General features: G+C 59.0%; 17 protein-coding genes. 9 read left to right on the forward strand and 8 right to left on the reverse strand.

Translation table 11 applies throughout. The features are described 5' to 3' along the window. Positions 1-9: 9 nt before the first annotated feature. The 6 genes from ATI02_RS30640 to ATI02_RS30665 form a co-directional block, all read right to left on the reverse strand. Entirely contained in the window at positions 10-2,448 is a 2,439-nt protein-coding gene (locus tag ATI02_RS30640) for a TonB-dependent siderophore receptor (RefSeq protein ID WP_100848253.1), read from the reverse strand. A gap of 99 nt (positions 2,449-2,547) precedes the next feature. Continuing rightward, positions 2,548-3,516 (reverse strand): FecR domain-containing protein, encoded by a 969-nt coding sequence (locus ATI02_RS30645; protein WP_100848254.1) that lies wholly within the window; start codon positions 3,514-3,516, stop codon positions 2,548-2,550. Next, the gene (locus ATI02_RS30650; RefSeq protein WP_095190114.1) at positions 3,513-4,019 is read right to left on the reverse strand and encodes a sigma-70 family RNA polymerase sigma factor; all 507 of its coding nucleotides are present in this window, start codon (positions 4,017-4,019) and stop codon (positions 3,513-3,515) included. The genes ATI02_RS30645 and ATI02_RS30650 overlap by 4 nt, the downstream gene beginning before the upstream one ends. Positions 4,020-4,115: 96 nt before the next feature. Continuing rightward, positions 4,116-5,039: a LysR family transcriptional regulator gene (locus ATI02_RS30655; RefSeq protein WP_095190113.1), complete on the reverse strand. Its 924-nt coding sequence runs from the start codon at positions 5,037-5,039 to the stop codon at positions 4,116-4,118. Positions 5,040-5,152: 113 nt separating this feature from the next. Continuing rightward, the gene (locus ATI02_RS30660) at positions 5,153-5,863 is read right to left on the reverse strand and encodes an SDR family NAD(P)-dependent oxidoreductase (protein ID WP_100848255.1); all 711 of its coding nucleotides are present in this window, start codon (positions 5,861-5,863) and stop codon (positions 5,153-5,155) included. A gap of 93 nt (positions 5,864-5,956) precedes the next feature. Continuing rightward, entirely contained in the window at positions 5,957-6,163 is a 207-nt protein-coding gene (locus ATI02_RS30665) for a tautomerase family protein (protein WP_095190111.1), read from the reverse strand. Between the two features lie 422 nt (positions 6,164-6,585). Between ATI02_RS30665 and ATI02_RS30670 the strand changes: the two genes are divergently transcribed. From ATI02_RS30670 to ATI02_RS30710, 9 genes are all read left to right on the forward strand, one after another. Further along, positions 6,586-7,833, forward strand: coding sequence for an IS256 family transposase (locus ATI02_RS30670; RefSeq protein ID WP_095191982.1), 1,248 nt, complete (start codon positions 6,586-6,588; stop codon positions 7,831-7,833). Positions 7,834-7,962: 129 nt separating this feature from the next. Beyond that, positions 7,963-8,478: an Hcp family type VI secretion system effector gene (locus tag ATI02_RS30675; protein ID WP_100848256.1), complete on the forward strand. Its 516-nt coding sequence runs from the start codon at positions 7,963-7,965 to the stop codon at positions 8,476-8,478. A gap of 127 nt (positions 8,479-8,605) precedes the next feature. Beyond that, a complete protein-coding gene (locus ATI02_RS30680; RefSeq protein WP_100848257.1) occupies positions 8,606-11,530 on the forward strand; it encodes a type VI secretion system Vgr family protein in 2,925 nt (974 codons plus the stop codon). Further along, positions 11,527-16,209, forward strand: a complete 4,683-nt coding sequence (locus tag ATI02_RS30685; protein WP_100848258.1) for an RHS repeat-associated core domain-containing protein — start codon at positions 11,527-11,529, stop codon at positions 16,207-16,209. The genes ATI02_RS30680 and ATI02_RS30685 overlap by 4 nt, the downstream gene beginning before the upstream one ends. Then, positions 16,206-16,634 (forward strand): SMI1/KNR4 family protein, encoded by a 429-nt coding sequence (locus tag ATI02_RS30690; RefSeq protein WP_095188730.1) that lies wholly within the window; start codon positions 16,206-16,208, stop codon positions 16,632-16,634. The genes ATI02_RS30685 and ATI02_RS30690 overlap by 4 nt, the downstream gene beginning before the upstream one ends. A 100-nt stretch (positions 16,635-16,734) precedes the next feature. Then, positions 16,735-16,998 carry a PAAR domain-containing protein gene (locus ATI02_RS30695; protein ID WP_095188731.1) on the forward strand — a complete coding sequence of 88 codons (264 nt, stop codon included), beginning with the start codon at positions 16,735-16,737 and terminating at the stop codon, positions 16,996-16,998. 117 nt (positions 16,999-17,115) lie between these two features. After that, the gene (locus ATI02_RS30700) at positions 17,116-21,777 is read left to right on the forward strand and encodes an RHS repeat-associated core domain-containing protein (protein ID WP_100848259.1); all 4,662 of its coding nucleotides are present in this window, start codon (positions 17,116-17,118) and stop codon (positions 21,775-21,777) included. Beyond that, positions 21,774-22,385, forward strand: a complete 612-nt coding sequence (locus ATI02_RS30705) for an ankyrin repeat domain-containing protein (protein ID WP_100848260.1) — start codon at positions 21,774-21,776, stop codon at positions 22,383-22,385. Before ATI02_RS30700 ends, ATI02_RS30705 begins: the two co-directional genes overlap by 4 nt. A gap of 57 nt (positions 22,386-22,442) precedes the next feature. Continuing rightward, entirely contained in the window at positions 22,443-22,838 is a 396-nt protein-coding gene (locus tag ATI02_RS30710) for a hypothetical protein (protein WP_095188734.1), read from the forward strand. A gap of 86 nt (positions 22,839-22,924) precedes the next feature. On the opposite strand, the gene ATI02_RS30715 is transcribed toward ATI02_RS30710, so the two are convergent. Beyond that, on the reverse strand, positions 22,925-23,620 hold the full coding sequence (locus ATI02_RS30715) for a tRNA (adenine(22)-N(1))-methyltransferase (protein ID WP_238156225.1): 696 nt from the start codon (positions 23,618-23,620) through the stop codon (positions 22,925-22,927). 115 nt (positions 23,621-23,735) lie between these two features. Further along, a complete protein-coding gene (locus tag ATI02_RS30720) occupies positions 23,736-24,785 on the reverse strand; it encodes an NAD(P)-dependent alcohol dehydrogenase (protein ID WP_100848262.1) in 1,050 nt (349 codons plus the stop codon). Positions 24,786-24,948: the final 163 nt, after the last annotated feature.

Raw genomic sequence — 24,948 nt, forward strand, 5'->3', positions numbered from 1 at the left:
AAAAAGGCCTCAGAACTGCGGCGTGTACTTCACGCTGAACATCACATTGCGCGGGTCGCCGAAGTTGTTGTTGCCGTTGAGCTGGTTGTAGGCAGCGGTGTAGTAGCGCTTGTCGAACAGGTTGTTGGCGTTCACTGCCAGACCGATTTCCTTGCTCAACTGGTAACCGAGCCGCGCACTCCACACGGTGTAACCGGCGACGTCGTAGGTGTGTTCATAACCCAGCGTATGGCTTTGGGTGGTGAAACCCAGGCCGGTGCTGACACGCTCCCAGTCGCCGCTGAACTGGTAGGCACCCCAGACCCGCAGCATGTGTTTCGGCGTCCAGGTACTGAAGACTTTGCCCTCGTTATCGGGATCATCCAGGTACTTGGTAGTGTTGTAGGTATAGCCGGCAAACAGTTGCAGATTGGTCAGGACTTCGCCGCTGATCTCGGCTTCGATCCCCTGGCTGCGGACTTTGCCGGCCGGCGAGGAGCAATACCAGCCGTCGCAGATCATCCCTGACGCGAGGTCGTTGACGGCACGGTTCTCCTGGTCATAGCGGAACAGCGCCAACGACGTGTTGACCCGGCCATCCATCAATTCGCCCTTGAGGCCGACCTCGTAGTTGCTGCCCACCACCGGTTTGAGCGTCTGGCCACTGGCGTCGCGGTTGGTTTGCGGTTCGAACACATCGGTGTAGCTGGCATACACCGCCCATTCGCGGCTCAGGTCGTAAATGATGCCGGCGTAGGGCGTGACGACACCGGTTTCCTTGGCGGTGCTATCCGGCAAGGGCGTAACGACGTCGCTGAAAGCCACTTGGGTCGCGGACTGGTAGTTGTAGTCATACCAGCTCACCCGCGAGCCAAGCACCAGGGTCAACGGTTCGATCGGTTTGACTCGCCAACTGCCATACAGACCTTTTTGGCTGATCTCGTATTTGCTCGGCGTGGCACGGCCGCCCGGCGTATTGAGCAAGCCTTCGTAGCTGATTTGCTGACGGTCGTGGTCGATGCCGAAGATCGTGTCGGTGGCATTGTTGTTGAAGGTTCGGGCGATTTTATCGTCGGAGGTGTACTTGGCGTAATTGCCGCCCAGCATGACTTCGTGCTCCATCGACAAGGCTTCGAAGTGGCCGGTGATGTTGGTATCCAGACCGAGCTTGGTCGCGTCGAAATCGGTCACGAAGTCGGCGTATTGAATACCACTGCCATCGGGCTTGATTCCGTCGCCACTGGTTTGCAGCCGCTGACTTTTGCCTTTGTTGGTTTCACTCATGCGCACGGCGCCGGCCTTGAACGCCCAGTCGTCGTTGAAGCGGTGCTCCAGATCGGTATAAAGCGTGGTGACGTCGATGTCCAAATGGTTCCAGCGTGCGCCCCCGTAGGTGGAACGCGGCACATTCAGCGGTTTGCCGTCGGTGTAGCGCGGCAGGCCGCGGATCATCGGTCGCGACTCGCCGTCGGAGTGGCTGACCGCCACGCCCAGCGTGGTGTCGTCGCTCAGGTCGAAATCCAGTGCGCCGTACAGCGAGTGAGTCTTGCTCCATTCGTAATCGACGAACGACTGGCTCTGGTCTTCGTCGGCGACGAAACGCCCACGCACCGTGCCGGTGGCATTCAGTGGCCCACCGGCATCCAGTTGCAAACCATAGTGATCCCAAGAGCCGGCCTTGCCAGTGATGGTCACGGTCGGGGCGTTCTGGCCGCGTTTGCGCACCAGGTTGACCGCGCCGCCGGGGCTGCCGGCGCCTTGCAGCAGGCCGGATGCGCCGCGCAGCACTTCCAGACGATCGAAGAAGATCAGGTCCTGGGTCGCCCAGTTGCCCAGCGCGTAGGTGTTGCGCGGGATCGGCACGCCGTCGTACTGCCAGTCGTCAATCTGAAATCCACGTGAGGTGAGGATCATGCCTTTGCCGACGCCCTGGACGCCGACCAGACCGGTGGTCTTGTTGGCGGCGTCTTTGAGGTCGGTGAGACCCTGATCATCCATTTGCTTGCGGGTCATTACAGTGACCGACTGCGGGATTTCCTTGAGCGTGTGCGTGCCTTTGCCGATGGTCACAGCCCGTGCGGCATAGGAACCGGAACCTTCAGTGGTGGCATCGAAGCTGCGCTCAACGATGTTGGTGGCTCCCAGTTGCAGCACCGCGTTGCTGGCGCTGGCCGGCTCGACGCTGAAGTTGCCATGCCCCGTGACGCGTAGCTGCAAACCACTGCCCGACAGCGCCTTTTGCAGCGCTTGTTCGGCCGGCATCTGGCCGATCACCGCCGGTGCCTGTTTGCCCTGTACCAGCGATGGTTCCAGCGAAATGATTTGCCCGCTCTGGCCGGCAATCGCATTGAGCGTATTGGCGAGGGGGCCAGCCGGCAGGTTGAAGCTCAGGTCTTGCGCCAGTGCTGAGCTCGCCAGCGTTGTCAGAGCAACGGCGACGGAAAGGGTACGGGGCCACGTGTTGAGCACAACAATCTCCTGTTTTTATGAAAGTGTCAGGAGATAGGAGGGATGAGAAATGAAAACCGGACACAAACAAGAACGATTTTCAAAAAAACTTTTCATCCCTCACTTTTTACTGATCAAGGTCAGCCACGGGCTGTAGCGATTGACGCGAATCGGCAGGGTTTCGGCCAGCGCGCTCAAGGTGCGATCGGCGTCATCCAGCGGGAACACGCCCTGAACACGCAAGCTCCGAACCTCGGGGGCCACGCGCACGAAGCCGCGACTGTAAGGGCGCAGCGCATCGACCACGCGCTCCAGTGATTCATCCAGCACATTCAACTTTCCGTTCAACCAGTCGGCGCGCCGGCGTTCGTCGTCGCTGGCAAAAGTGATCGTGCGCGAGGTAAGGACGACCGCCTGACCTTCACGAACCACTTGCGTGGTGTCATCGAACAAGCGCGCCTGGACCGAATGCTGCAACACCACGAGGCGGCTGGCGTCCGGTTCCTGGGCGACCAGAAAACGTGTGCCCAGTGCTCGCATTTCGCCTTCGGCAGTACGCACGATCAGCGGGCGGCGCGAGTCAGGCGCGACCTCTATCACCAATTCGCCGTGACGCAGGATGACCACGCGTTGTGCATCATCGAAACGCAAATCCACCGCGCTGTCGGCGTTCAGGCTCAGGCGGCTGCCATCGGCCAGATTGAACGTCTGCCGCTGGCCGCGCCGGGTGTGCAGATCAGCCAGCAGCGTTTCACCCAAGCGGGTTTTGCTACCCAGAAACAGACTGCCACCCAGCAGACCGAGGCCTGCAATCACCCGCAAGGCGTCGCGGCGCGAAGCCTGTGGCTGCAATAACACCTGACGAGCCTCACCCGCCTGACCGGGCAAGCGTCGATCCAGCGCGCGAACCGTGTTGAACGAGCCGCCGAGGCGCTCCTGCAAGGTTTCCCACGCCTGGCTGTGCGCCCGATCCTTGGCCAGCCAGGCGTCGAAGCGCTGTTGCAATGCAGCGTCGGGCGTGCCGGCGCGAAGCTTGACCATCCAGTCGATGGCCTGTTCGCTGACCGGGTCCAGGCGTGGCGGGCTCATGGCGCCACTTCGCACAAATAACACTGGCGCAAGGCCTGTTTCATGTAGCGACTGACGGTGCGTTCCGACAGCCCCAGTTTCTGCGCAATCGCCACGTAGCTCAGCCCATCCAGCTGGCTGTAGAGGAACGTGGCCTTGACGATCAACGGCAAGCCGTCGATGGCGCGGTCGATGGCCACCAGCGCTTCGATCAATTGCAGTTGTTCTTCAGGGGAGGGCGCCAATGCTTCGGGCAGGGCCGACAGACGCTCAAGATAAGCCAGTTCCAGCTTGCGCCGGCGATGGCGGTCGAAGATCAATCGGCGCGCAATGGTCGACAGATAAGCGCGGGGTTGCTCGATGCTGTCGGGGTCGACACGCGTCGCCAGCAACTGGCAAAACGTATCGGCGGCGGTGTCTTCGGCATCCGCGTGATTGCGCACCTGCCGGTTGATGTGCTGCAGCAGCCATCGATGATGATCGCTGAAAAAGAATCCCAGCTTGCTGGACGAAGAAGGGTGCACTGGTGGGCTTTCCAGATGTTAGTGAGAATCCCTCTCAATACTACCTGCGTGGCCAGAGCCAGTGCAATCGCTCTCTGGTGTCCGGCGTATTTGTTGCTAAAGCGCCGCCCATTGATCCCGGTATTGCAGGAGGAAATCGACGAAGGCCCGTACGTGTTGCGGCACATAGCGACCGTGCGGGTAGAGCAAGGTGTAAGGCCTTGAGCGACCGCCATAGGGCTGAAGCACCTCGACGAGGCGGCCGTCCGCCAGTTCCTGTTCGACAATGAATCGGTAGGTCTGGAACAGCCCCGCACCATGCTTGGCCAGCGTTACGCCGCCGAGCACATCGTCTGAGCAGGCGTAACCACCGTTGGAAAACACCTCACGATCCTGACCCTTTTCCTGAAACAGCCAGGAGATCCGTCGCCCGCTGCTGGGCAGTTCGAACTGGATGCACTCATGCTGATCCAGGTCTTCGAGCGTCAGCGGCGTACCCGCCTTGTGCAGATAGTCCGGGGAGGCAACCACCACCAGTTGCGCGTCCTCCAGCAGGCGCGCAATCATCGTCGAGTCTGGTTGTGCCCGGACGCGGATCGCCAGATCGTAGCCCTCCGCGACGAAGTCGATGTTGCGATTACCCAAGTGAATATCCACGGTCACTTCGGGATACAGCGCGCGAAACTTCGGCAGCAGCGGCAGGATGCGGTGATGCCCGTAAGTGGTCGGAAGGCTGATGCGCAACCGCCCTGACGCGGTGGTCTGCGCGCCCATGACTTGCTGTTGGGCTTCGACCAATTGCGTCAGCGCCTGGCTGCACTGGACGAAAAAGTTTCGACCTGCATCGGTCAAGCGGATGCTGCGCGTGGTTCTGGTAAACAGCCGAGAGCCTAACCGTTGTTCCAGACGCAAAATCGACCGACTCACCGCTGCCGGCGTCACTCCGGCAAGCTGCGCGGCCGCGGTGAAGCTACCCGCTTCAGCGGCGAGGCAAAACAGTTCGATACTGCCCAATTGCAAGTCATCAAAGTGGCGTTTCATAAGGGAGGACACCGAGGCTCAACAGACATTTCATCCCGGTGTTTACTACATGAAACGGCGCCGCCGGTATACACCGACGGCGCCGTTTCCTTGTTGCAGGGGCAATCGCGCAATCAATGCCCCGCGCTCTGACCGCCATCGACGTGCAGAATCTCACCGGTGACGAAATTCGCACTGTCCAGATAGAGGATCGCTTGCACGATGTCATCGATCTCACCCATATGGCCAACCGGGTGCAGGCTGCCGAGCGCTGCGTGAGTCTCCACGCCATGCATCGGCGTCTTGATGATGCCGGGCGACACGGCGTTGACCCGAATGCCGCGCTTGGCGTACTCGATGGCCAGCGATTTGGTTGCCGCATTGATGCCCCCCTTGGTCAGTGAGGCCAGCACCGACGGTACGCCGTCGATGGCATGATCCACCAGGCTGGTGGTCACGCTGACAATGTGGCCGCTGCTGTGCTTTTCCATCTCGGCAATCGCCCGTTGCGAGATGTGGAAGAAGCCGCTCATGTTGGTGGCCACGACCTGGGCGTAATCTTCTTTGCTGTAAGCGGTAAATGGCTTCGCGACAAAGATGCCCGCATTGTTGACCAGCGTGTCGATCCGACCGAAGCGGGCGACAGCTTCGCGGATAACACGCTCGGCGGTTTCAGGATCAGCGATGTCGCCAGCCACCGTCAGGATATCCGGGTCGGTAGAGGGCTGGATTGAACGGGAGGTCGCGACGACCTGATAGCCGCGCTCACGAAAGCCTTTGACCAGGCCAGCGCCGATGCCTTGCGATGCGCCGGTAACCACTACCACTTTATTGGACGTGCTCATGATGATTCCTCATGTAATCGAAAGAATTGAGGGAACAGATTTTCGAACGCCAGACGTGGTCGATAACGCTGCTGCCTGACGTAACGGCTGGCGTTAATCGATGCGGGTTTTGCGGTACTCCGTGGTGGTCATGCCGGCATAACCCCAGTTGTCCGTGTCGACTTCCTCGATGACGATGTGCGTGAGTTGCGGATCCTTGTTGAGCACCCGCTGCATCGTCTCGGTGATTTCCTTGATCACCTGGGCTTTCTGCTCCCGAGTGACACCGTCACGGGTGATGCGCACGCTGATGAAAGGCATTGGGATATCTCCAGTCGCAAGCCTGTCGGGATGATGGGCTGCTGTTGGAGAGAACTTTAAGAAGTGGCTGACGATTGATAAATAAGGCTTGAGGTACTTCATTTGTGATGCGGTGTATCAAATCGAAGTATTCGGCGAAGTGCGCAAGAAGTTGCGCAGTGCCTTCGGTGTTTTTATCAGTCAAAATCGTTGCAGGCCTTGTGATGCGTGGCTTCCAGCCAAGTGCGCAACTTCTTGCACAGTACTGCGCAAGAAGTTGCGCACTTTTCGTGGTTTGACGTGGTTGAATTTTGGCGATCGCGGCAGACGTTTGTTTAACACTTTGATGGGAAAGGGCTTTTGAGAGTCTGGCACGGAGTTTGATACCTGAGGGGGTGTCAGAAATTTTGTGTTCGGGCATAACATGAGTAAGAGGTGCATGTATGCCAACCAAAAAGAAACCCCTGCGTGACCTACCAAAAATCCCCAAGGAGCTGCTCGAAGAGTTCGGTGAGGGGCTGATTACCGCAGAGGCTATTGAAGACGCTTCTGCGGCCTTCAAGAAGGCCTTGATTGAGCGAGCATTGAGTGCCGAGCTCGGTCACCACCTGGGGTATCCGCCGGGCGCGCAGCGCCCAGAGGATGAAACCAACCAGCGCAATGGCAAAACGGGCAAGACGATTTTGACGGGGGATGGCCCGCTGCGGCTGGAGATTCCCCGTGATCGGGATGGCAGTTTTGCCCCCATTCTGATCCCCAAGCATGAGCGGCGTTACACCGGTTTTGATGACAAGATCATCGCCATGTATGCCCGAGGCATGACCGTTCGAGAAATCCGCGCTTTCCTCTCTGAGCAATACGGGACGGACGTTTCCCATGACTTCATCAGCTCAGTCACGCACGAGGTGATGGAGGAAATTGGTGCGTGGCAACAGCGACCGCTTGAGCCGATGTACCCAGTCATTTTCTTCGATGCGCTGCGGGTCAAGATCCGAGAAGAAGGCCTTGTCCGCAACAAGGCGATTTACTTGGCGCTGGGTGTTTTACCCGATGGAACGCGCGATATTCTTGGTATCTGGATCGAAAACACCGAGGGTGCGAAGTTCTGGATGAAGGTCTTCAACGACCTCAAGACCCGCGGCGTAGAGGACGTGCTGATCGCCGTGACTGACGGTCTCAAAGGCATGCCAGAGGCGCTAAGCGCAGTATTTCCGGCAACAACGCTGCAAACATGCATCGTCCACTTGATCCGCAACAGCCTCGATTACGCGGCGTGGGACAAGCGCCGTGAGCTGGCCAAGGCGCTAAAACCGATCTATCAAGCCATCAACGCAGAAGCGGCTGAGGAAGCACTGGATGCCTTTGAAAATGGCCCTTGGGGTAAGCAATACCCAACGGTGGTGGCGGCCTGGAGACGAGCCTGGGATCGAGTGATTCCATTTTTTGTCTTCCCGCCTGCCATTCGAAAAGTGATCTATACGACCAACGCTATCGAAAGCATCAACGCTCAGCTACGCAAGATCATCAAGACCCGGGGCCACTTCCCGACGGATGACGCAGCGACCAAGCTGATCTGGCTTGGGCTGCGTAACATCACGGCAAACTGGGGCTCGGCGGCTCATGACTGGAAGAGTGCGATGAACCAATTTGCGATTCTGTACGGAGATCGATTTATCAGGCCGACCTGGTAAAACCCGGCCTGCCTGACGGCAGGCCATTACCGGCCCGCACACAAAAAATCTGACACTCTCATACCTGAAGCCCACCCGGACAGGCAATGGTGCCTGTCGGTCATGCGTTTCAAGCAAGGAGAGCACCCCATGGCAACACCAGCGTACATGTCGGTTACCGGCGAAAAACAAGGCCTGATCACTGCCGGCGCATTCACCGCTGACTCCGTTGGCAACACCTACCAGGAAGGCCACGAAGACCAGGTCATGGTTCAGGCTTTCAGCCACGACGTGATCATCCCGCGTGACCCGCAATCCGGTCAGCCAACCGGTCAGCGCGTTCACAAGCCAGTTGTGATCACCAAGGTCTACGACAAGGCTTCGCCTCTGCTGCAAGCTGCTCTGACTTCGGGCGAGCGCATGAGCGAAATCGTTATCCAGTGGTTCCGTACTTCGGCTCAAGGTACCCAAGAGCACTACTACACCACCAAACTGGAAGACGCGATCATCGTCGCCATCAACAACAAAATGCACAACTGCCAGGATCCAGGCAACGCGCACTTCACCCACCTGGAAGAAGTGCAGTTCACCTACCGCAAAATCACCTGGACCCACGAAGTATCCGGTACTTCGGGTTCCGATGACTGGCGTGCTCCAGTCGTTTAATCATGGCTGATGGTTGTCCCGCCCCGGCCAGTGCGGCTGGCCGGGGCGGCTTTGACCTACAGAATTTTTTCGTGCGCCACGCTCCACGGAACCGGCGCCCGTCGCAGCATTGCGCGAGGAACAAGGGATGTTCTCACCGGCCAATCAGCCTCATTTCAACCTGACCGTCGATGGCGTGGAAAACGATTTCCAGGTCTTGTCGTTTACCGGCCGGGAGTCACTCAATACCCCCTTCGAGTTCGAGCTGGAACTGGTCAGCGAAAAGGCCTCGATCAACCTCGAAAGCGTGCTGCACAAACTGGCGTTTCTGCAGCTGTCGCCGAGCGGTAGCGGCATTCACGGGCTGATCTACAGCATCGCCCAGGGCGAGTCGGGCAAGCGTCTGACGCGCTACAAAATCTCCCTGCGTCCGCAACTGGCGTACCTCGCGCATCGCGTGAACCAGCGCATCTTCCAGCAGATGACCGTGCAGCAGATCATCAGCCAGGTGCTGGAAGAGCACGGCATTCTCGCCAGCGATTACCACTTCCAGCTCAGCGCGATTTACCCCGAGCGCATTTACTGCGTGCAGTACGACGAGTCAGATCTCGATTTTATCCAGCGCCTGTGCGAAGAGGAGGGCATTCACTACCACTTCCAGCACACCGCCAGCGGCCACAAACTGACCTTCGGCGATGACCAGACGGTGTTCCCGAAACTCGCGCCAGTGGCCTATCAGCAGGACTCCGGACTGGTCGCCGACAAACCGGTAGTCAAGCGTTTCGGCTTGCGTCTGGCCACCCGCACCAGCCGCACCACGCGGCGCGATTACGACTTCGTCAAACCGAAGATCGAACTGGAAAGCGACGCCAAAAGCAGTGCCCAACCGGACCTGGAAGATTACGACTACCCGGGCCGTTTCGTCGATCGCGACCGTGGCAAGCATCTGGCCAATCGGGCATTGGAACGTCATCGCAGCGACTACCGTCTGGCCGAGGGCAGCAGCGACCAGCCGATCCTGGTCAGCGGGCATTTCCTCGCCCTCACCGAGCATGCCAACCCGACCTGGAATGACCTGTGGCTGCTCACCGAGATCTACCACGAAGGCAAGCAGCCGCAGGTGCTGGAAGAGTCGCTGACCAGCGACACCACAGAGCTCAAGGACGATTTCCATCAGGGCTATCGCAACCGCTTCAGCGCGATTCCGTGGGATGTGCCATACCGTCCGCCGCTCGATCACCCGAAACCGAAAGTCCTCGGCACGCAAAGCGCTGTGGTCTGCGGCCCCGAAGGCGAAGAGATCTACTGCGACCAGTACGGTCGGGTGAAGGTGCAGTTCTTCTGGGACCGCGAAGGCAAGCACGACGACATGACCAGTTGCTGGATGCGTGTGGCGTCGAGCTGGGCAGCGGAAACCTTTGGTTCGATCAATATTCCACGGGTCGGCATGGAAGTGCTGATCACCTTCCTTGAGGGGGATCCCGACCAGCCGCTGATCACCGGTTGTCTGTACCACGGCGCGAATTTGCCGCCGTACAAACTGCCGGATTTCAAGACCCTTGCCACGGTCAAGAGCAAGGAATACAAGGGCAGCCGTGCCAACGAACTGCGCATCGACGACACCACCAGCGAGATCAGCATCGCGCTGCGCAGTGACCACGGTGCGAGTGCGATCAACCTTGGTTATTTGACCCATCCGCGCCCGAGCGGTGGTCAGCCGCGGGGCGAAGGTTTTGAATTGCGCACCGACCGCCACGGCGCAGTGCGTGCCGGTGCCGGCTTGCTGATCACCACCGAGCCGCGCCCGAACGAATCGAAACACCACAAAGACCTGCCGGAAACTGCCGAGCGCCTCGCCACTGCGAGCGATCAGCAAGACGGTTTTGCCGTGCAGGCCAAAGAGCTGCAAGCGCAGGAAGCCGGTGATCAGGATGACGTCGCCAAGGCGCTGCACGCCCAGCACCAAGGCGTACTCGGCTCGGGCCCTGCGAACCTCACCGCCAACGAATTCCCCGAGTTCACCGAACCGCATCTGGTCCTTGCCAGCCCGGCCGGCATCGCCCTGACCACCCCGCGTTCCAGCCACATCGCCACCGGCGAACACCTGGCGCTGAGCAGCACCGGCCACACCAGCCTGTCGATCGGCAAACGCCTGCTCGCCAGCGCCAGTCGTGGCATGCGCCTGTTCGTGCAAAGCATGGGCTGGCGCCTGGTCGCAGCCTCCGGTGACATCGACGTGCGGGCGCTCAAGGACAGTATCAACCTGCTGGCCAAACTCAACATCACCGCCAACGCCGACCGCATCACCATCACCGCGAAAACCGAACTGGTGATCCAGGGCGGCGGCAGTGCAACAACGTACAACGCGGGCGGCATCACCCACGCCACCACCGGCCCGTACACGGCGCATGCGGCGAATTTTGCCTATACCGGGGCGAAATCCCTGGCCGGTGTATTCCCGGAACCGCCGAAACCGGGCAAGGGCAATCTGGAACTGTTCAACCAGTACGCCGGGCGCCAGGGCATCAAGGAAGGCGATTACGAAGTCATCGACGCCTTGGGCAAAAGCATCAAGGGCAAGCTCGACGCCAAGGGTTTCGCCAGCGTCTCTGGCGCCGCACCGGGGCCAGCGCGCGTGTTGTTCGGCAAGGATCCGGCAGACACCTGGAGCGATGGCAGCTACATCGGCAAACCCGAATGGCCGTTGAATCCGCCAGGCGCTGCAGAGGTGCCAAGCCAGGTGCAAGCGATGGTCGCTCAAGTGTTGCCAACCAAGAACTGGGACATGCTGGAGAAGGGCAAGGCAATGGCACAAACAGGGATGAGTGCGATGCAGACCGCGCAGGGCGCAATGCAAACGGCTCAGCAGGTGAAAGGCGCAGTGCAGGGCGGAGTAGCCGGACTGCCGAAACTGGCGAGCGCGGCGATGCCGAGTGCGTCGAGCATCCTCGGCGCGGCGAGCAAGGCAGGCAAGTTGCCGAGCCTGCCGGCGGTATCGCTTCCTGAAACATCAGTAAAAAAACTCGCCCCTGGCTCCGTTTCCAGTCTGCTGCCCGGTGAGGTGCTGTCATGACTACGCCGACATCCGCTGAAAAAAAACGTGAAGCGCAAGTGGCAGTGGTTCCGCTCAACACCATCGACATCAAAGACGTCGGGCGCGGGGCCGCCAAATTTGATGCATGGCTGCAATCCATCAGCGGCGGGGTGGTAACGCTTGAGCGCGTCAAGAACGTTGCCGGTGCGTTGCCTGTGGTCGGCAACATCATGGCCTTGGTTGACGCCCTTGGCGACATCGTCACGCTGGCCAAGAGCAAGCAGCGGCAAATCCTCGACTGGGTCAGCCTGGGCATCAACCTTATTGGTGTGTTGCCGGCGCCGCCAACGATGGCCTCGGCGCGGATGACGTTGCGCCCGACCTTGGGTCTGGTGCGTCAGGAGCTGCGCAACAGTGCAAAGATGTTGCTGGGTGACTCTTTGATCGAGGTACTGATCGGGCATTTGAATGCCAACATCGTCGGGACGATCGACAATTTTGTCGAGCAGGCCAAACCCAAGCTGGCAAGCATTCTTGACGATGCGGGTGAGCTCGGCCAAAAAGCCGTGAACGAGATTGCCAAGGGTCTGGAAACCGTGGTCAATGGCAAGCTCGACGCCAAAGGCGACCTCAGTGCAGCGGGCTCGAAAATGAGTGCGGCCGGAGGGCAGCTGTTACATAACCCCAAGGCGGCCATTGGCAATATTTTCGGCGCGGCCTTCAGTGCTTATAAAGCAGCAGGTAAAGGCGTAGCCAACAGCGCGGCGCAACATCTTCTGCCGGACCGCGCCAAGGCCCTGGTGCTCAGCAACACGTCGATGTTGCGCACATTGGGTGTTGAGCTGCGAACCCAGTTGAAAAAGCTTGGCGACCCCTCTGTGCAGCATTCCATCGGTTGGCTGTTGCAGATGCTCGCCGGAGCCGTCGTGACGTGGCGCAAGCGCCGCAAGCATGGCCAGAGTGCCAGTGTCAAACCCGGGGCCACCAGCAAGGCAGAGCAGCGCGCCGGCAAAGGTCAGTTGGAGCTGCAGAGTAACCAGGCGCCGGCGCGGGCGGACGCCAGTGGCTGCAAGAATGGTGTGCCGACGGGGACGACCCGGGACATCAGTTTTGCACGGGGAACGGAAACCCTGACGCACACGGATTTCAGTCTTCCGGGGGTTTTTCCAATCAAATGGAACCGCACCTATTACTCAAGTCTGGGGGCTTATGACCACAGCGAACTGGGTGCCCGCTGGTTAACGGAGTTCACCACGCGCTTCGATTGCGTGGACGATGGTTTGTTGTTTCATGCCGCGGATGGACGCAGTCATGCGTACGCCTTGCCGAACATTGGCAAAGCCCACTACGACCCTGTTGAAAACCTGACACTGATTCGTTCCGGTGAACATCAGTTACTGCTCTGCAGCGGTCTCGGGCGCAAGGAGTCTTACGTTCGCCGCGGATCGCGCTACGTACTCAGCGGGATCGAGTTGCGCAGCGGTGCCGGGATCATGCTCCACTACGAACACCGCCATGCTGATGAACCGGTACTCTCGGACCTGATCACTTACCAGGGCGATGTCAGCAAGGTTCACTTGCATCTGGGGACTTTGATTGATGATTGCGGGCGCGTGATCGGTCTCTGGGAAATCCGTGACGGCGCGCCCCAGCGACAGCTTTGCGCTTATCGTTATGACGCGGCGGGTGATCTGGTTCAGGCACAGGACGAATTCGGTTCGGCTTGGGATTATCAATATTCGCGCCACTTGATTACGCGTTACACCGACCGGACGGGACGCGGCATGAACCTGCAGTGGCAGGGGGACGGAACCGACGCCAGAGCGGTGCGCGAGTGGGCAGACGACGGTAGTTTCGATACCCGCCTGGAGTGGGATGAAAACATTCGTCTGACCTACGTGACAGATGCTCACGGCAATGAGACCTGGCACTACTACGATATTCTTGGCTACACCTATCGTATCCGTCATCCGGATGAGCGCTCGGAATGGTTGTTCCGTGACGAAGCGAAGAACCTCGTGCGTCACGTGCATGCCGATGGCAGCGTTGACCGCTTCAGTTACGACGAGCGCAGCAATCTTGTCGAACACCTGCGCGCCGATGGTTCGACCGTGCATTACGCCTATGACGATCAGGACCAGTTGATCAAAATCAGCGATGCCGAGGGTGGGCTGTGGTCAAGGGACTATGACGACTGCGGCAATCTGGTGGAGGCTGTCGATCCGCTCGGCAACGTGACCGAGTACGCCTATTCCCCAGCCGGCTTGCTCGAAGCGGTCACAGATGCCAACGGTGCGCAAAACCGGCTCGAATACAACGAAGCCGGTCAACTGACCAAATACATTGACTGCTCTGGCAAGGCGAGCGAGTGGGCGTACAACAGTCTTGGGCAGATCATCAGTTTCACCGACGCACTTGGGTACAGTACCGAATATCGGTACGGCAGCGGTGAACTGGAACTGATCATTCACCCGGACAAGACCGAAGAACGCTTCACTCGAGATGCCGAAGGCCGTTTGCTCGCGTACGTCGATCAACTGGGTCGCTGCACGACCTGGTGCTACAGCGCTGCCGGACTGATCAGTGAGCGGGTGGATGCAGCCGAGCAGACCTTGCGCTTTCGTTGGGACCGTCTCGGCAGACTGACCGCCCTGGAGAACGAAAACGAGCAGCGCGCACAGTTCGACTATGACCCTGTAGGTCGCTTGCTTCAGGAAAGCGGCTTCGACGGGCAGGTCACACGTTATCGCTACGATGCCGACAGCGGCAAGCTGGCCTCGGTCATCGACGGGCAAAGGATTACCCAGGTCGAATTCGACCCGATGAATCGCTTGATTACCCGTCGCGCGAGTCAGGCAGGCCAGACGCAGGAGGAAACCTTTTCCTACGATGGAAACGGCAATCTGATTTCAGCCTGCAACGCCGACAGTCGCTTGCAGTGGTTTCATGACGCGGCGGGCAATCTGCTGCGTGAGCACCAACATTATCTGCACCTCGAACAGGCCAACGTTGCAGTCTGGCAACACGAATATGATGTGCTCAACAGGCGTGTGGCGACGCGGCGTCCTGATGGTCATCGGGTCAGTTGGTTGACCTACGGCAGCGGCCATGTCCTCGGTATTCGGGTCGATGAACATGAGTTGGTCAGTTACGAGCGAGATGACTTGCACCGTGAGGTCACCCGCTATCAAGGCAACCACCTGCAGCAAACCCAGAAATGGACGCCGGTCGGCTACTTGCAGGAGCAGGTACTCGGCCGAGCAGACGACAAGCGCACGTTGCTCAAGCGTGAGTACCGATACGACGCCGCAGGACAGTTGATTCACATCGATGATACGCGGCGCGGTCCACTGGACTACCAATATGATCCCGTGGGACGTTTGCTCAAAGCGCAGAGCCGGTTGGCTGTCGAGACTTTCGCCTTCGATCCGGCTGGCAACCTGCTCGACGAAAGAGCCCAGCAGGTCCGACGTCCCCTTGATCAGGATCCGTTGCAGGGCAGGCTGGCGGGCAATCTGTTACGTCATTGCGCAGGCAGCCATTATGAATACGACGAACGTGGCAATCTGATTCAGCGTTGGTGCAACGAAAGCATCAGTCGTTTGCGCTGGGATCTATTCGACCGCCTGGTGCATTTCGACGATGCACGCCTGGAGGTCGATTTTGCTTACGATGCGTTGGGACGACGTCTGTACAAACACTCCAGAGCGCACTTCAAGGAGCATGCCGAAGCCGGTTCGCTGTGGAATCTGAACGAATATGCACGCCGCCAGCGCGACTTGCGCTGCGGGTTCACGCTCTATGGCTGGGATGGGGATAACCTGGCCTGGGAAAGCAGTCCAGGTCAAGGCGACGGTGACGCGGGTCGCACCGTTCATTACGTTTATGAGCCAGGTTTGTTTGTACCCGTGGCGCAAGCCAGGCGACACCAGTACATCGCGTTGTCCAGCCTGGCTGATCCATCGGGCGACTACCGTCTGGAAGACGATCCGCTGTGGAGCCGCACGCCAAAGGCACCGCCAGTAGACGGGCTTGCCTGGTACCAGTGCGACCATCTGGGAACTCCGCAGGAATTGACTGACGAAAATGGCGACATCGCCTGGAGTGCCCAATACAGTGCGTGGGGCGAGATCCGGGAGCAGAGCCAGGCGTCAGGGCGACAACCCGGGCTGAGTAACCCGATCCGATTCCAGGGGCAGTACCATGACCATGAAACCGGCCTTTATTACAACCGTTTCCGCTATTACGATCCGGCGGTGGGACGCTTTATCTCCAAAGACCCGGCGGGTTACGAAGGTGGGCTGAATCTTTTCGTTTATGCGCCCAACCCCCTGGGCTGGATCGATCCACTGGGACTGGCGCGATGCCCTTGTCTGGACGGGGGAAGTTTCCGTGATATGGACGCCAAACGGCAGGCTGACGAAGTCGGCCACCACATGCCTCAGAATGCCTATAACAAAACCATCGGCGTATCGCGCAACGATGGGCCGGCCGTTTTGATGACAACGCAAGCGCATGCGCAAACACGCACGTTCTCGGGAAGAGGCAAAGCCTCGATGAGAAAGGACGGTGAGGATAATCTATTGGCTCGCCAGCGCCTGGCACAGGACGTAAGAGACCTCAGAGCGCTTTATGGCACCAAGTGCAACAGCGCCTCGTTGAAGGCGATTGCCTACGCGAAAACAAGACCCGAATATCAAAAGAGAAAGCCATTATGAATGTCAAAGATCTGGTCCTTCCGAAGGCTTACAGCGCCTTCGCTTCCAAGTATCAAACGGTAGACGGCTTTTGTAATCTCAGGCTGAAAAACCAGCAAGATGCGTTCGACGAGACGCTGGAGACCGAGCTCGCGCAGGTGTATGTGAGCGAGTCACAGTTGCGGGAAAAATCCGAGGCGCTCAATAAAGATTTTGTCTGTGATGGTTATTACGGTGAACCTGGCGATGTCAGTGATGAGCCGGGTGCCATTGCCGACATCACCGACTTCTCAAACATTATCTGTTTTGGCATGGCGGGTGACGGCAGTGCGTTTTGTTTCGACTACAGGGGCGATCGCAAGCATCCGAGCGTCATCTGGTGGGAAGATGATCATTGGCGAAAAATCGCCGACAGCTTCGAAGATTTTATCGCCCTGTTTTCGTGATTCAAAGTTGAGCAACTGAAAACTCGCAGCGGCGGTCTCGCTGCCTGTCGGGTTTGAAGTCGAGATCGGCGACCCGTTCGACCGTCAAAGGAGTGACAACATGAAAGATGCAATCCGCTTGGGCGACTCCACTACGCACGGTGGCAAAGTCCTCGAAGCGTTCTCCCGGACCGACCTCAACGGCAAACCGATTGCCGGGCTCGGTCACAAGGTCAGTTGCCCTTTGTGCAAGGGAATTTTCCCGATTGCCGAGGGCAGCAGCACCTACACCGTCGATGGCACTCCCATCGCGCTGGACGGCATGAAAACCGCTTGCGGGGCCGCGCTGATTGCCAGTGGCCCGAAAGGTGCGGTCATTAGCTGAACCGGTGAAATTCAATAGGGAACCAGATCTGCGCTCCGGGACGTGTGTCCCCCGGTTGCCGCAGGTCTGCGTCTTCAATAATTGCCCGAGGCATGCTCGGGCCTGTTGGACGCTGTCATGACGACTCAAGCTGCTGCGGTAAAACGTGAATCCCAGGTTGCGGTAGTCCCGCTCAATCAGATCCAGGTCGTGGACGTCGGGCGTGACGCGGCGAAGTTCGATGCCTGGCTGCAAGAGGTCAGCGGCGGCTATGTGACCCTGGAACGCATCAAGTATGTCGCCGGGGCGTTGCCGATCGTGGGCAACATCATGGCTTTGGTGGATGTCCTGAATGACATCGCGGTCTTGTCCCGCAGTGCGCAACGCGACCCGCTCGACTGGGTCAGCCTGGGTATCGATCTGATCGGGGTGATCCCGGTGCCGGCCAACATGGCCGCCGCTCGCATGAGCTTGCGCCCCATGCTGTATCTGATACGCGAGGAAATGAAGATCGCCGGCAAAGCGGTGCTCGCGGATGCCGTGATCAATGTCGTCACCGGGCACCTTAACGCGACCATCGTTGGGGAAATCGATCAGTTCGTGAAAACCGCGCAGTCCTCGTTGCCCGACTTGCTGGACAAGGCAGGGCACAAGGGGGAAGAGTTCCTGAAGCAAATCGCCAAGGGCCTGAACGCGGTGGTCGACGGCGAGTTGGATGCGGCACAAGACCTCGACAGAGCGCAGAAAAGGGTCAGCGGCGTAGGCGGGCAACTGCTTCACGACCCCACCAAGGCCATCAGCAATATTTTTGATGCGGCCTGCGATGTCTACAAGGCTGCGGGCAAAGGCGCGGTCAACAGTGCGGCGAAGCTCCTCGTGCGCAAGGATGCGCAGAAGCTGGTGCACCGGCAGACGGCGCAACTGACCGCCATGGGGCCTGAGCTGCGGGCGCAGTTGAAAAAGCTGAGCAATCCGAATATGCAGTTTTCCATCGGCTCGCTGCTGGTCATGCTGGCCAAAGCCGTCGAGGTGTGGAGGGCGCGCAACCGGCGTGGGGTGCCCGGCAACGTCAGGGTCGGCGGTACCACTCAGGCCAGGCATCAAGGTGCGGCCGGCAGGGTCGAGGCGAGGAAAACTGAAGTGCCGGTCAGAGCAAGACCCAGCGCTGACAAGAACGGTACCTGTTCCAGTACGTGCAAGAGCATCAGTTTCGCCACGGGTTCTGAAAGTCTGACCCACGCTGACTTCAGTTTGCCCGGCCCATTCCCGATCGACTGGATCCGTTGCTACAGCTCGGATCTGCACGCCTACGATCAGGAGGCGCTGGGCGCGCGCTGGATTACGCCCTTTTCGACACGCTTTGAGAGGGTCGATGAAGCCCTGTCGTTCTACGATGCCGATGGTCGCAGCCATTCCTGGCCGCTACCCAAAGTCGGGCTGTTTCATTACGACGCTATCGAAAACATCACGCTGGTGCGCAGCAGTGAAGATCAGCTTTTACTGTGCCGCGGGTTTGAGCGCAAGGAAACCTACGTCCGCCATGGCCAGCGTTATGTGCTGAGCAATGTCTCGATGCGCAGCGGTGCCGGGATCATGCTGCATTACGAGCACAGCCACGGCGGGCAATCGGTGATTTCGGACCTGATCACCTATCAGGAAAACGACGTCAGTAAGGTACATTTGCACCTCGGTACGATGCTCGATGACCAAGGTCGACTGGCAGGAATCTGGGAGATTCGCGACGGCGTTGCGCAACGGCAACTCTGTGCCTATCAGTACGACGCCGCTGGCGATCTGATTCTCGCTCAGGACGAGAACGGGGCGGCATGGTCGTACCAGTATCAACATCATCTGGTGACCCGATATACCGACCGCACGGGTCGCGGCATGAACCTGCAATGGCAAGGGGTCGGCGCCGACGCGAAAGCCATTCGCGAATGGGCCGACGACGGCAGCTTCGACACGCGCCTGGAGTGGGATGAAAACATTCGTCTGACTTACGTCACGGACGCACTCGGCAACGAGACCTGGCATTACTACGACATCCTTGGCTACACCTATCGCATTCGGCATGCGGATGAGCGTTCGGAATGGCTATTGCGTGATGACGCTAAAAACGTCATTCGACATCTGCACACCGACGGCAGCACTGATCGTTACAGCTACGACGAGCGGGGCAATCTGCTCGAACACATTCGCGCCGATCACACCGTGCTGCACTACGCCTACGATGATCAGGATTTACTGATCAAGACCCATGACGCCGAGGGTGGCCAATGGCAGCGCGAGCATGACGACCACGGCAACCTCGTTGAAACGGTTGATCCGTTGGGTAACAAAACCCGATACGCCTATAACAAGGCGGGGCTGCCAACGGCGATCAAGGACGCCAACGGCAATGAAAAAACCCTGGCCTACAACGCTGCCGGGCAAATGGTGGAGTACGTCGATTGTTCGGGTAAATCCAGCGTCTGGGACTACAACGAACGGGGGCAGATGGTGTGTTTCACCGACGCCGCTGGAAACGTCACAGAGTACGAATACAAGGCCGGGCATCTGGCGCTGATCAAACACCCGGACAAGACCGAGGAACGTTTTGAGCGCGATGCCGAAGGTCGGCTGTTGGCGCATGTCGATGGTCTCGGTCGCTGTACCACGTGGAGCTATAGTGCTGCTGGTGCGGTTGCCGAGCGAGTTGATGCAGCGCAACAGACGCTGCGTTATCGCTGGGATCGGCTGGGGCGGTTGCAGGCACTGGAAAACGCCAACGGACAACGCGCACTTTTTCACTACGACCCGGTAGGCCGTCTGCTGCAAGAAACCGGCTTTGATGGTCGTGATACCCGTTACCAATACGACCCCGAGACAGGACGTCTGGCCCAGGTCTTCAACGGCGAACGCGTGATTTCCTTGAGCTTCGACGCGATGGGGCGGTTGACCGAACGCCACGCCAGCCTGGGCGACCAGTCGCAAAGCGAAACCTTCGATTACGATGGTAACGGCAATCTGATCATGGCCATCAACGCTGACAGCCGGTTGCAGTGGTTTCACGATCTGGCCGGCAATCTGTTGCGTGAACACCAGCACTACCTCGCACTGGAAAAGCCTGCGGTCGCGATCTGGCAGCACGAGTACGATGCGCTCAACCAGCGTGTTGCTACCGTTCGCCCGGACGGCCACCGCGTCAGTTGGCTCACTTATGGCAGCGGACATCTGTTGGGGCTGCGCCTCGATGAGCATGAATTGATCGGCTACGAACGCGATGCGCTGCACCGTGAAGTCGCCCGCCATCAAGGCAACCGCTTGCTGCAAACTCAGCAGTGGAGTCCGACCGGACGTCTGCAAGAGCAATTGCTGGGGCGCAGCGAGGACAAGTCCACACTGCTCAAACGCGACTACGCCTATGACGCCGCCGACCAATTGACCCGTATCGATGACAGCCGTAGAGGGGCCCTCACGTATCGCTATGACCCTATCGGGCAACTGCTCAGCGCGACCACTCGGCAAGGCCTGGAAACGTTCGCCTTCGACCCGGCGGGCAACCTGCTTGATGCTCATGTCAGCGAAGTCCGCCGACCGTTGGACCAGACTCCCGCGCGTAGCACCCTGTTGGATAATCGGCTGCGTGAATTTGTCGGCAGCCACTACGATTACGATGATCGCGGCAACCAGATCCGGCGCTGGCATAACGGTCAGCGCAGCGACCTGCACTGGGACCTGTTTGATCGGCTGGTGCATTTCGAAAACCCGCAGCTGAGCGTGGATTTCGCCTACGACGCGTTGGGCAGACGTCTCCACAAAAACTCCCGCGCCCATTACAAACAGCGGCCTGAGGCCGGTTCACAATGGAATCGCAATGAACATGCGCGCCAACAACGCGAGCTTGGTTGCGGCTTCACACTGTATGGCTGGGACGGTGACACTCTGGCGTGGGAAAGTAGCCCGGCACACCTCGATGGCGGTGCCGGTCGCACCGTGCACTATATTTTCGAGCCCGGATCCTTTGTTCCGGTTGCTCAAGCCCTGCGCCATCAACCGATCGACCTGATCGGTCAGGTGCATGACAGCGACGAGTACAGCGTTGAAGATGATCCATTGTGGAACCACAAGCCGATCGCTCATCCTTTTGATGTGTTGGCGTGGTATCAATGCGATCACCTCGGCACACCACAGGAACTGACTGACCAGCAGGGCGACATTGCCTGGAGCGCCCACTACAAGGCCTGGGGGGAAATCGACGAACATCGCTCGGCACTGGCGCAGCGTCATGGGTTGACCAACCCGATCCGCTTCCAGGGCCAGTACCACGACCATGAAACCGGCCTGCACTACAATCGGCATCGCTACTATGATCCAGGCGTCGGGCGTTTTATCAGCCAGGACCCGATCGGTCTGGCGGGCGGATTGAACCTGTATGCCTATGCGCCGAACCCGGTTGGCTGGGTCGACCCGTCAGGGCTGACGGCGAAAAAAATTGCCTGCTATGCGAAATTGACAAAAATCGAAGACAAAACCCGGCTTCTTAGCCATGAGTTCAGCAAATACAATCCGATTGAGGATGCCAAGGGCGGACATGTGCATAAGCATGGCGTGACTGTTCCGGGTGGGCACTACAAGGAAATTCGAGATCTTCAGAGAGGGATTAAAAATTCCTTGAAAGACTATTCAGACAGCGAATGCAATTGCCAATGCCTGGGTATCAAGGCCAAGCCGGTGCTTGATCGGGCAGAAGGCTACGCGAACAGGCATGTCGTCGTTCCGCCAGGCGTGGCGCCGATTCGTATAGGGAGCAACCGATGATCAATGAAGAACAGCTAGTGGATCTTTATGAAGCCGGCGATGCGCTGGCTGGCGGAGATAGCAGTGCAATGCAACGTTTGCTTGCGCACATAAAAAACGGCGAGTCGTACAGCGAAATCCCGGTGTTGTTCTACGTCGCTGAAAACGTGGAGACACTCGATTTTCTCGCGGAAAATGGCGTGGATTTTTTTCAGAAAAGCAACCTCGGCGGTGGCAGCCTGCTGCATCGCGCGGCGCTGGAAAGTGATGATTCTGTCTTCACCTGGGTGCTCGACTGGTACAAGGCCCATAACTTGATCGACACCCCTGATGACGCCGGCGTCACGACATTGTCGGCGCTTTTGAAACTCGGCCCGGTAGAGCGTGCACGCCGATTGGTCGACGCCGGAGCAAGCGTTGACTCAGTGGCAGACAACGGCCTGACCCCGGCGCGACAAGCGGTTTTCCATATGGGAGAAGACGCGCAGGCCATTGAAGGTCTGCAGATACTTCTAGCGCATGGATGGACCGTGGGTGCGGACGAGGCCGCCTATTTGGCGGACGCAGCGCGAAGCATCGAGAGGCCCGTTCTTGCCCAGTGGATTGAAGACAATCTGCACGCTCGGTGATGTGCTTGTTCACCTGATGATTGACTGACCCAGGCTCTTTCTTTTAAAGGAATAAACATGAAAAACACTGCTTTGATCCTCGCAATGACCGCCGCTTTCGGCACCTTCAACGTCGCCCACGCAGAGGGGCCGGACGCCGCCACTTTGAAAGGCATGTACGACACCGGGCGCAACATGTCCGGGCTGATCAAGCATTGTGTCGACAAGGGCTTCCTGAAAGCGGACAGCACGGAAAACGCCAACAAAATGGTGGCTTACGTGGCCGGTATTCCAGGGGGAATGGACAAGAGTGGGGGCGACAAAAGCGAAGCCCAGGGTCGCAAGGGTGAAGTATTGACCGAAGGTGAATACAAAAACCTGGAAGCCAGCTTGCCAGCGAATCTGGATCTGAAACAGTGGTGCGAACAGGCGGATCAAGGCATGCGTCAGGGGTTGAAGCAAATCGGTTTGTAATCCCGTGTTGATTTGACTCAGCGCATTAGAAAGACGCTCGCAGATCGCGAGCGTTTTTTATGTCATCGACCGCTGTGCCTCTCCTGTCAAGCCAACAGCTCGGCAATCCATTGCGCCTCGCGAGCAACTTCTTGCACTTTCGCCTCGGGCAAAGCCTGCTGCGCTCGAGTGAAGTGACTCAACGTCTGCTGCTTCAGACGTAGCTTGCGTTGCCATTTGTCCAGGAACGCCGGGCTGCGAGCCTGCATCTGCAAGGGGCCGAAGTACAACTCCTGATCGGTGTAGCTCACGGATTCTGCGCGTTCGGCGACAATGATTTCATAGTCGAAAAGGTTCTCCCGCAGCACTTCCTCGCTGAGGATGCGGTAGCCGTTATTCATCAGCCATTGGCGCAGTGGCTGCTCGCCGCCGTTGGGTTGCAGGATCAGGCGTTCTTCGCCGCTCAAACGCGCTTTGCCGCTGTCGAGGATGTCGCGGATCGTCTCGCCGCCCATGCCGCAGATACTGACGGCGGTGACCCTGTCGCCAGGCTCGATCGCCGCCAGCCCATTGGCCAGACGCACGGTAATGTGTTGCTGCAGATCGTTGTCGCGCACCGTGCGCTGAGCCGAATGAAAGGGCGTCAACGCCACCTCACCGGCCACGGCCGCTTCAATCACACCACGCCGCATCAACGCCACCGGCAGATAGCCGTGATCCGAGCCGATATCGGCCAGCCGTGCGCCGGCTGGCACATGCGCCGCCACGCGCTCCAGGCGCGTGGACAATGTTTGTTCGTTCAACGACAACCCCTGTTTTGCCCAAACCTGCGGCGTCGATAGCCGCAAAAGGGGTGCGACTCTGGCGAGCAACACGGCGCCTGTCAAATTCCGCCGACAAAGATCACGGCGCGAACCTTCAGCCAGCCAGCGTCGCGTTGTCGATCACGAAGCGATATTTCACGTCACCCTTGAGCATGCGCTCGTAGGATTCATTGATCTGGTCAGCGTGGATCAGTTCGATGTCGGAAACGATGCTGTGCTCGGCACAGAAATCCAGCATCTCCTGCGTCTCGGCAATGCCGCCAATCATCGAACCGGCAATCGTGCGGCGCTTCATGATCAGGTTGAACACGTTTGGCGAAGGATGCGGCGAGGCGGGCGCCCCCACCAGCGTCAACGCGCCATCACGCTTGAGCAGCACCAGAAACGCATCGAGATCATGTGGCGCTGCGACGGTGTTGAGAATGAAGTCGAAGCTCTTGGCATGCGCGGCCATCTCTTCGGCATTGCGTGACACGACAACTTCATCGGCGCCCAGTTGTTTGGCCGCTTCGCGTTTGGATTCGGAAGTGGTGAACGCCACGACATGCGCGCCCATGGCATGGGCCAGTTTGATGCCCATGTGACCGAGACCACCGATGCCGACCACGCCGACCTTCTTGCCCGGCCCGGCCTGCCAGTGACGCAGCGGCGAGTAGGTGGTGATGCCGGCGCACAGCAGCGGTGCGACGGCCGCCAGTTGCGCTTCGGGATGGCGGATGCGCAGCACGTAGCGTTCGTGCACGACGATGTTTTGCGAATAGCCGCCGAGGGTCCAGCCGGGGGCGTCCGGCGTCGGGAAGTTGTAGGTGCCGATCATGCCGTCGCAGTAGTTTTCCAGGCCGGCTTCGCAGTCATCGCAATGTTTGCAGCTGTCGACGATGCAACCGACACCGACCAGATCACCGACTTTATAATCCGCGACATGTGCGCCGACGGCCGAGACGCGTCCGACAATTTCATGGCCCGGTACGCAGGGGAATTGCGTGCCGGCCCATTCGGCGCGCACCTGATGCAGGTCCGAATGGCAAATGCCACAGAAGGCAATGTCGACCTGCACATCATGGGCGGCGGGCGCGCGGCGATTGATCTGCATCGGCTCAAGGGGTTTGTCGCCAGCGTGGGCACCGTAGGCTTGTACGAGCATGGGAACGTCCTCAATGGATTTGTCGGAGGACTATCTTTGCGGTTTCGCGCGGCGCTGGAGTAGTGCATTCCTGTGCAATGCTTGCCTGATCCTGCGAGGCCTTGTGACGTTGCGCAGACAGACGATGGCAGTGTTTGCAGGTAATCTGCCGGTTCGCTGACTA

Source organism: Pseudomonas baetica, assembly GCF_002813455.1.
GTDB classification, from domain to species: Bacteria; Pseudomonadota; Gammaproteobacteria; order Pseudomonadales; family Pseudomonadaceae; genus Aquipseudomonas; species Aquipseudomonas baetica.

Coding starts and splice junctions, on each gene's coding strand:
- ATI02_RS30690 (WP_095188730.1), top strand. CDS start 16,206: ATGAATGTCAAAGATCTGGTCCTTCCGAAGGCTTACAGCGCCTTCGCT.
- ATI02_RS30705 (WP_100848260.1), top strand. CDS start 21,774: ATGATCAATGAAGAACAGCTAGTGGATCTTTATGAAGCCGGCGATGCG.
- ATI02_RS30660 (WP_100848255.1), bottom strand. CDS start 5,863: ATGAGCACGTCCAATAAAGTGGTAGTGGTTACCGGCGCATCGCAAGGC.
- ATI02_RS30665 (WP_095190111.1), bottom strand. CDS start 6,163: ATGCCTTTCATCAGCGTGCGCATCACCCGTGACGGTGTCACTCGGGAG.
- ATI02_RS30675 (WP_100848256.1), top strand. CDS start 7,963: ATGGCAACACCAGCGTACATGTCGGTTACCGGCGAAAAACAAGGCCTG.
- ATI02_RS30680 (WP_100848257.1), top strand. CDS start 8,606: ATGTTCTCACCGGCCAATCAGCCTCATTTCAACCTGACCGTCGATGGC.
- ATI02_RS30710 (WP_095188734.1), top strand. CDS start 22,443: ATGAAAAACACTGCTTTGATCCTCGCAATGACCGCCGCTTTCGGCACC.
- ATI02_RS30645 (WP_100848254.1), bottom strand. CDS start 3,516: ATGAGCCCGCCACGCCTGGACCCGGTCAGCGAACAGGCCATCGACTGG.
- ATI02_RS30685 (WP_100848258.1), top strand. CDS start 11,527: ATGACTACGCCGACATCCGCTGAAAAAAAACGTGAAGCGCAAGTGGCA.
- ATI02_RS30695 (WP_095188731.1), top strand. CDS start 16,735: ATGAAAGATGCAATCCGCTTGGGCGACTCCACTACGCACGGTGGCAAA.
- ATI02_RS30670 (WP_095191982.1), top strand. CDS start 6,586: ATGCCAACCAAAAAGAAACCCCTGCGTGACCTACCAAAAATCCCCAAG.
- ATI02_RS30700 (WP_100848259.1), top strand. CDS start 17,116: ATGACGACTCAAGCTGCTGCGGTAAAACGTGAATCCCAGGTTGCGGTA.
- ATI02_RS30655 (WP_095190113.1), bottom strand. CDS start 5,039: ATGAAACGCCACTTTGATGACTTGCAATTGGGCAGTATCGAACTGTTT.
- ATI02_RS30720 (WP_100848262.1), bottom strand. CDS start 24,785: ATGCTCGTACAAGCCTACGGTGCCCACGCTGGCGACAAACCCCTTGAG.